At 66.8% G+C, this 7,768-nt stretch carries 7 protein-coding genes, 1 tRNA gene and 1 pseudogene; 7 read left to right on the top strand and 2 right to left on the bottom strand.

Annotation, left to right across the window (positions count from 1 at the left end; translation table 11 throughout):
- On the bottom strand, positions 1-619 hold a 619-nt coding region (locus GJ693_RS11955; protein ID WP_197042154.1), incomplete at its 3' end, for a UDP-N-acetylglucosamine 2-epimerase.
- 135 nt (positions 620-754) lie between these two features.
- Positions 755-1,984 (bottom strand): NAD(P)/FAD-dependent oxidoreductase, encoded by a 1,230-nt coding sequence (locus GJ693_RS11950; protein ID WP_156256523.1) that lies wholly within the window; start codon positions 1,982-1,984, stop codon positions 755-757.
- Between the two features lie 150 nt (positions 1,985-2,134).
- Between GJ693_RS11950 and cmk the strand changes: the two genes are divergently transcribed.
- The 7 genes and pseudogenes from cmk to GJ693_RS17400 all read left to right on the top strand — a co-directional run.
- Positions 2,135-2,803 carry a (d)CMP kinase gene (gene cmk, locus GJ693_RS11945; protein WP_156256522.1) on the top strand — a complete coding sequence of 223 codons (669 nt, stop codon included), beginning with the start codon at positions 2,135-2,137 and terminating at the stop codon, positions 2,801-2,803.
- Between the two features lie 203 nt (positions 2,804-3,006).
- Positions 3,007-4,728, top strand: a complete 1,722-nt coding sequence (gene rpsA / locus GJ693_RS11940; protein WP_156256521.1) for a 30S ribosomal protein S1 — start codon at positions 3,007-3,009, stop codon at positions 4,726-4,728.
- Positions 4,729-4,955: 227 nt separating this feature from the next.
- A complete protein-coding gene (gene ihfB / locus GJ693_RS11935) occupies positions 4,956-5,234 on the top strand; it encodes an integration host factor subunit beta (protein ID WP_156256520.1) in 279 nt (92 codons plus the stop codon).
- 71 nt (positions 5,235-5,305) lie between these two features.
- A tRNA-Leu gene (locus GJ693_RS11930) sits at positions 5,306-5,392 on the top strand.
- A gap of 235 nt (positions 5,393-5,627) precedes the next feature.
- The gene (locus GJ693_RS11925) at positions 5,628-6,305 is read left to right on the top strand and encodes a Tim44/TimA family putative adaptor protein (protein ID WP_156256519.1); all 678 of its coding nucleotides are present in this window, start codon (positions 5,628-5,630) and stop codon (positions 6,303-6,305) included.
- Between the two features lie 10 nt (positions 6,306-6,315).
- Positions 6,316-7,500: a murein transglycosylase A gene (mltA, locus tag GJ693_RS11920; RefSeq protein WP_156256518.1), complete on the top strand. Its 1,185-nt coding sequence runs from the start codon at positions 6,316-6,318 to the stop codon at positions 7,498-7,500.
- 10 nt (positions 7,501-7,510) lie between these two features.
- Positions 7,511-7,768: pseudogene (locus tag GJ693_RS17400) on the top strand (Smr/MutS family protein); the annotation flags it as partial.

Genomic DNA, 7,768 nt, shown 5'->3' with positions numbered 1-7,768 from the left:
GGCGATGCACCGTCGCCAGCAGCCAGGGCCGGTCGCGCGGGATGCCGGCCAGCGGCGCCATCGCCACTTGGCGCAGCGCCGCATCGCCGGCCAGCCGCGCCTGCATCAACAGTAGGGCATCGATGCCGCTGTTGCCGGTGACATGCACGCCACCGTTAATGCCTTCGGCGCGCAACGCCGCTGCGGCGGCCACAGTTGGCGCGAAATGCAGATCGGCCATCTGCGCCACCAGCTTGCGGTGCATTTCCTCGGGGTGCGGATCATCCGTCCCGGTGCGCAGGCCGGCCTCGACATGCGCCAGCCGCACCCCGGCATAGCGCGCCGCCAACGCGCCCGCCAAGGTCGAGCTCGTGTCCCCCTGCACCACCACCCGCGCCGGCCGCTGGGCGCGGATCAGCGACGCGAGCGCCGGCACCATCCGACCGACCTGCGTTTCCGGCGAGCCCGCCATCACCCCCAGGTCATGATCAGCCGCCAGCCCGAACCCGGCCAGCGCCTCCGCGAACAGTTCGCGATGCTGCCCGGTCGCCACCAGCAGGGGGTGTTTGCCACGAGCCAGGAGATCCAGGATCAAGGGCGCCAGCTTCACCGCCTCTGGACGGGTACCGGCGATGAACATGATCGGGCCTGTTGCTCGATAAGGGTCGTCGACAGCCATCGCCCACCTGTGCGAAGTGACTGACCCTGAACTCCATTCTGCGCGAAGCGGGCAAATCTGGCAACTGCCGGACGGCCGGCCACGACACCGGCCTGATCAGAACTTGTCGTCCTTCACGCGGAACAACGCTTCCAGCGCGGGATCGGTTGGCCGGCCGAGCACGCGTTCGGCGATATATTCACCCACCACCGGGCCATGCTTGAAACCGTGGCCAGAGCCGCCGCCGGCAATCCAGACATTGTCCCATCCCGGATGGCGCTGGATCATGAAATGCTCGTCCACGCTGTTTTCCAGCTGGCACACCCGCGTTTCAACGATGGGCTGGTCCTTCAGCCCCGGGAAGCGGCGAGCGATATAGTCGCGCGACCGGCGCACCTGGAACGGCGTGACGATCCGATCATCATTGTCGGGGTCCATGATGGTGTCGCCGCCGACCGGGCAGACCTTGATGCCCTTGCCGTCGACATTGGGGAAGCCATAGTGGCTGGCTTCCGAAAACACCGGCAGGTTCGGGCAGGAATAGCGGTCATCACCAGCCGGGGCGCCAAAGAAATAGACCTCGCGGCGCGGCGTCTGCAGTTTCTGGCCCAGCAAATCCGGGAACAGCCGGCCCAGCCACGGCCCGCAGGCAAACACATACTTCGCGCCGCTCACCGACTCGCCGCCCTGCAGCGTCAGATTGGCCATGGCGCCGCCACTGGGCTGCCCGGGCTGAGCGCGGCCTGATACCAGTTGCACACCCTTGCGCGCGGCGGCCTCGGCCACGGCCAGGCAGGCCCGGTGCGCCCGGACGATCAGGGCGCCGGGCTCATACAGCCCCGCCGCCATCTCGCCCGGCTCCATCTGCGGCCAGCGCCGGCGCATGTCGGCAGCGGTCATCACGTCGTGATCAACATTCAGCTTGGTGAACACGTCGCGAGATGCGCGCATGCCGTCATTGAAATCGGTCGCCAGCTGTAACCGCCCGGCCAGCGACAGCAGCGGCAGCCCGAACTCACGTTCCCGCTCGCGCCACAATTCCATGCCGCGCTGCACCCAGCGCGAATAGACTTCACGATCCCCATAGCCCACGCGGATTTGCCGGGTTTCCCCGCCCGACGTGGCGCGGGCATTGCCCGGCCCATAGGCATCGACAAGCGTGACCGTATGGCCCATTTCCCGCAGACGCAGCGCCGTCCAGCCACCGAACGCGCCGGCGCCGATCACCACCACATCCGCCGGCTTTGCCGTGCGCTGCCATTTCAAAGCGGATTGCGCCGAAGCGGACGCCGCCACACCGCTGGCCGCAGCAAGGCCGGCCGCCTTCAAGAATGTGCGACGCTCCATATGGTCCCCCCGATCATTGGCGCGTCCGGTCTTGATGGCCGTGATCAACTGCCTTTGTGCAAAGCCTAGGTCTGCCCCTCGGCTCCGTCAATTGAGCGGCCCCTGCGTGCCACTTGCCCACCTGTGGTCGGCCCGCTAACGCCTGCAGCCGTGAACACCGCCCCTCCCCCCGTCACCGCTCCCCTCGTCATCGCAGTCGACGGCCCTGCCGCCAGCGGCAAGGGCACCATCGCCAAGGCGCTGGCGCGGCATTACGGCCTGCCGCACATGGACACCGGCAAATTGTACCGCGCCTGTGGGCTGGCGGTGCGGCTGGCGGGGCATGATCCCTATGATGCCGATGCGGCGGCAGCGGCGGCGAATGCCATTGATGCCCGGCTGCTCGATGATCCCGATCTGATGAGCGCGCTCAACAGCGACTATGCCTCGATCGTCTCCAGCCATCCGGCGGTTCGGGCGGCCCTCTTCGATGTGCAGCGCGCCTTTGCGCAGCAGCCCGGTGGCGCGGTGCTGGATGGGCGGGATATCGGCACGGTGATCGCGCCGGATGCCATCGCCAAATTGTTCGTGACGGCCGCGCCCGAAGTGCGGGCCCATCGCCGCCATGCCGAACAGGCCGGGCGAGGAAGCGAGCAGACATTGGCCGATGTGCTGGCCGATATCCACGCCCGCGATGCCCGCGATTCCGGGCGCTCTGCCGCGCCGCTGGTGCAGGCTACCGATGCTGCCTTGCTTGATACCAGCAATCTCAGTATAGCCGCGGCCGTCGCTGCTGCGATTGCCTTGGTTGAAAAGGCAAGGGCACAGCGTCGCCGGTAACGGTCTATCGGCGCCCCGGCAGGGAAATCCCCTGTGCGGGCGTTTGGCTTTTTCCGGGTTCTCAAGAGCGGCTGGCATGGTGCCACCGCGACGGCGATGAACGACGGGCAATGGTGCCTTGTCGAGGGGTTTCGTGGGAACAGGCGGCCAATGGCCGTCCATCCTTGCCCGCGCCGGCCCCAATTGAAGGTGTTTGATACTCTATGGCTACCTCTGCCCAGCCGACCCGCGATGATTTCGCGGCTCTGCTTGATGCCTCGCTCGGTGAGAACCAGAGCTTTGAAGGCCGTGTTGTCCGCGGTGTCGTGACCGCGCTGGAAAACGAATTTGTCGTCATCGATGTCGGCCTGAAGAGCGAGGGCCGCGTGCCCCTGCGCGAATTCGCCGGTTTCGATGGCAAGGCCGACCTCAAGGTTGGCGACGAAGTCGAAGTCTTCGTTGATCGCGTCGAGAACGCCAATGGCGAAGCCATGCTGTCCCGCGATCGCGCCCGCCGCGAAGCCAGCTGGGATGCGCTGGAATCCAAGTTCGCCGCTGGCGAGCGCGTCGAAGGCGTCATCTTCGGCCGCGTCAAGGGCGGCTTCACCGTCGATCTCGGCGGCGCCGTGGCCTTCCTGCCCGGCAGCCAGGTCGATATCCGCCCGGTGCGCGATGTCACCCCGCTGATGAACCTGCCGCAGCCCTTCCAGGTGCTGAAGATGGACCGCAAGCGCGGCAACATCGTCGTCTCGCGCCGTTCGATCCTCGAGGAATCGCGCGCCGAAGCCCGCTCGGGCCTGATCTCCAGCCTCGCCGAAGGCCAGATCGTCGATGGCACCGTCAAGAACATCACCGATTATGGTGCGTTCGTGGATCTGGGCGGCATCGACGGCCTGCTGCACGTGACCGACATGAGCTACAAGCGCGTCAACCACCCGTCCGAAGTGCTGAACATCGGCGACGTGCTGCGCGTGCAGATCGTGCGCATCAACCGCGACACCCAGCGCATCAGCCTGGGCATGAAGCAGCTGGAAGCCGATCCCTGGACCACTGCTGCTGCCAAGTACGCCGTGGACACCAAGCACAAGGGCCGCGTCACCAACATCACCGAGTATGGCGCCTTCGTCGAGCTGGAAGCCGGCATCGAAGGCCTGGTGCACGTGTCGGAAATGTCGTGGGTCAAGAAGAACGTCCACCCCGGCAAGATCGTTTCGACCAGCCAGGAAGTCGAAGTCATCGTTCTCGAAGTGGACGAGGAAAAGCGCCGCATCAGCCTGGGTCTCAAGCAGGCCCAGCGCAATCCGTGGGAGGTTTTCGCCGAAAATCATCCTGTCGGTTCGATCGTGGAAGGCGAAGTCAAGAACGCCACCGAGTTCGGCCTGTTCATCGGGCTGGATGGCGACGTCGACGGCATGGTCCACATGTCGGACATCGCCTGGGGCATGACCGGCGAAGCCGCGCTGTCGCGCCACCACAAGGGCGAGCGCGTCTCGGCCCGCGTGCTGGAAGTGGACATCGAGAAGGAACGCATCAGCCTGGGCATCAAGCAGCTGGATGAAGCCGGCGGCCCCGCGGTCGTTCGCAACACCAGCGGTGGCGACTGGAAGAAGAACGACATCGTGACGGTGACCGTGGTTGCCGCCCGCGATGGCGGTCTCGATGTCCAGATCGGCGAAGATGGCCCGGTGTGCTACATCAAGCGTGGCGACCTCAGCCGCGACCGCGACGAGCAGAAGGCCGAGCGTTTCCAGCCCGGCCAGAAGGTCGACGCCATGGTCGTCGGCTTCGAAAAGGGCCGCAAGCCGATGCTCTCCATCAAGGCGCTGCAGATCACCGAAGAAAAGGAAGCCGTGGCCCAGTACGGCACCTCGGATTCGGGTGCGACGCTCGGCAACATCCTGGGCGCCGCCTTCAACAAGGCCCGCGAGGAAGCCGACAAGAGCTGAGCGCCCATCAGGGCAATCGCTGAACAGCGCCCCGGTAGCCCTGCTGCCGGGGCGTTTTTCGATGGACACCGCACTGCGGCATGACCGGAGAAGGCGCCCGTGCCCGGATATTGGCACGACGATTGCAATTTTTTGACAGGTTCGCCTTGACCGCCCCTGCCAATGCAATAGAATTAAAGTGGTTTTTGGGGGGAGCGCCGGGGAGGCGCAGACAGGGGTAGGCAAACATGATCAGGTCCGAACTGGTTGCCATCGTCGCCGAACAGAATCCGCACCTGACCCTCAAGGATGTCGAGCGCATCGTCGCCACCATCTTTGATGAGATCACCGATGCGCTGGCCCAGGGCCGCCGTGTCGAACTGCGCGGCTTCGGGGCGTTCTCGACACGGGCCCGCGATCCGCGCACCGGCCGCAACCCGCGCACCGGCGCCGCCGTGAAAGTGGACGCCAAGAAAGTGCCCTATTTCAAGCCGGGCAAGGAATTACGCGAACGCCTCAACGGCTGAGCATTTTGGTTGGCCGCCAGCGCGCGGCCGACCCCCAACCCCGCGCTCTGGCGGCTGGGCTTGACCAAGAAGCGGGCGTGGCGGAACCGGTAGACGCAGCGGACTTAAAATCCGCTTTCCCAACGGAAGTGCGGGTTCGAGTCCCGCCGCCCGCACCATTATTTGATGCGCGATGCCGCCCACCAACCCATCGCGCGGATGCGCGAAGCCGCCCAGATCGCCTGAATTGCCGCACAGCCTTGCAATCACAGCCATGAAAGCCGAATGTAAGCCGCTGAGGGCCGGGTTCTGAGGTGATTCCCGCATTGTGCCACACTGGCGCTGGGCGGATGATCCCGAAAATGGCCGTCATCGAGTTGTGGTGCCATCAGCCGTGATGGCCGGAGAATGTGAATGTCAGACGGGAATGCCTGGATCGAGATCGTGCTGCTGGCGATGCTGGCCGCCTTCATCGGTCTGCGTCTCGTGTCCGTGCTGGGCAAGCGCACCGGCCAGGAACGGCCGATCGGCGATGCCTTCCGCCCGACCGCCGAAATCACCGCGCCATCGCGCCGCGAGGCCGATCGCCCGGTGCGTGGCCAGCTCGCCGTGCCGCCCGGCACCGATCGCAGCCTGCTGCCTGCCCTGGAAGCTGTCGCCGATGCCGATACCGGCTTTGCGCCCGATCGTTTCCTGTCTGGCGCACGCAGTGCCTATGGTTTGATTCTCGATGCCTTCTGGTCTGGCGACCTGTCGGGCCTCACCGGCCTGGTGTCGGACGAAGTCCATGCCAATTTGTCAGCCGCAATTGACGCCCGCGGCGGTGATCGCCTGCCCAACCGCCTGATCGGCGTTGGTGAAGTGTCGATCCATGATGCCCAGGTGGTCGGCCAGATGGTTGAGGTGACGGTGCGCTTCGTCGCCCGCATCGCCAGTGCCGAAGGCGAGACCGAAACCCGCGACCTGTGGACCTTCAGCCGGCTGGCCGGCAATCCCGATCCGGCCTGGGTGCTGATCGCCACCGACAATGAAGACGACAGCGCGCAGATGCCGCCCGACCACCTGGGCAGCGACGCCGAACCCACCGCCTGATCGCCGTACCATGCGCCGGTTGCTTGCCCTGGCCAGCCTGGCCTTGCTGGCGGCCTGTGCCGGCAAACCGGAACGGCCGGCCACCACGCCGCCACCGCCGGCCACCAATCCACCACCGCCGGCCACCGAAGCGCCACCCAAGCCCATCACCCGGGCCGCCGATGCCGGCGTTGCAATGGTCGACATGCCGGCCCTGCCCGAAGCCGCCGCGGCGCTGGCCGCCTTCCGTGCCTCCTGCGCCGGCGTCACCCGCCGTGAGGATCTGTCAGGGCTGACAAGGCCGCAGGACTGGCAGCTCGCCTGTGCTGCCGCCGCCACGGCCAGTGACGCCGAGGCGTTTTTCCGGGACCAGTTCAAAGCGGTCCGCATTGCCGGCGGCAGCGGTTTTGCCACCGGCTATTATGAACCCGAAATCGCTGCCAGCCTGACCCGTCAACCGGGTTATGACGTGCCGCTCTACAAGCGGCCGGCTGATCTGATCGACGTACCGCTCGGCGACTTCGCGCCCAGCCTGAAGGGCCGCACCGTGCGCGGCCGGGTGCAGGGCACGCGGCTTGTGCCCTATGCCACGCGCGAGCAGATCAGCGCCGGCGCGCTGGTCGGCAAGCAGTTGGAACTGGCCTGGGCAGCCGATCCCTATGAGGCGTTCTTCCTGGAAATCCAGGGCAGTGGCCGGCTGCGCCTGCCCGACGGCCGCAGCATCCGTATTGGCTATGACGGGCAGAACGGCCGCGACTATGTCGCCATCGGCCGGCTGCTGATCGAGCAGGGCAAGCTGGAGCGCGGCAAGGCCGGCATGGCGCAGATCCTCGACTGGCTGCGCAGCCACCCGGACGAGGCCCCGGCCATCCTCAACGCCAACCCGTCGAAGATCTTCTTCCGGGAACTGAAGGGCGATGGCCCGGTCGGCGCGATGGGCGCTGTCGTCACCCCCTTTGTCAGCGTCGCCGCCGATCCGGCCTTCATCCCGTTGGGCGCGCCATTGCTGGTTGAAACCACCCTCACCGGCCCGGCCACGCCGTTTACCCGCCTGATGGTGGCGCAGGACACCGGCGGCGCCATCAAGGGCGCCAACCGCATCGATCTGTTCCTCGGCCCCGGCGCCGAGGCCGCTGCCATCGCCGGCGCCCAATCCTCACCTGCCACGCTCACGCTGCTGATCCCGGCCGCGGCCGCCGCGCGGCTGAACCCCTGATGCCCAAGGGATGAGACGCCTGTCCGCCCACGAACGGGCCTTGTGGGCGCGGGTGGCGGCCAGTGTGAAGCCGCTGCCCGGCAAGCGTGCGCCCGAGGTGCTTCCGGCGCCCGCCCCTGCGGCGCCTGCGCTGACCGCACGGCCCGCCCCGGCCAAGCCCAAGCCGCCCCCACCGCCTGCCCGCCCGCAGCCCCACCCGCTCGGCGCGCCGCTGGATGGCACGTGGGACCGGCAGATCAGCCGCGGCCGCCTCTCGCCAGACCGGGTG

It is taken from the genome of Sandarakinorhabdus oryzae (assembly GCF_009733735.1).
Taxonomy (GTDB): domain Bacteria; phylum Pseudomonadota; class Alphaproteobacteria; order Sphingomonadales; family Sphingomonadaceae; genus Sandarakinorhabdus; species Sandarakinorhabdus oryzae.
Note: the sequence above shows the minus strand (reverse complement) of the source record. Positions and strands in the feature narration are given on the sequence as shown.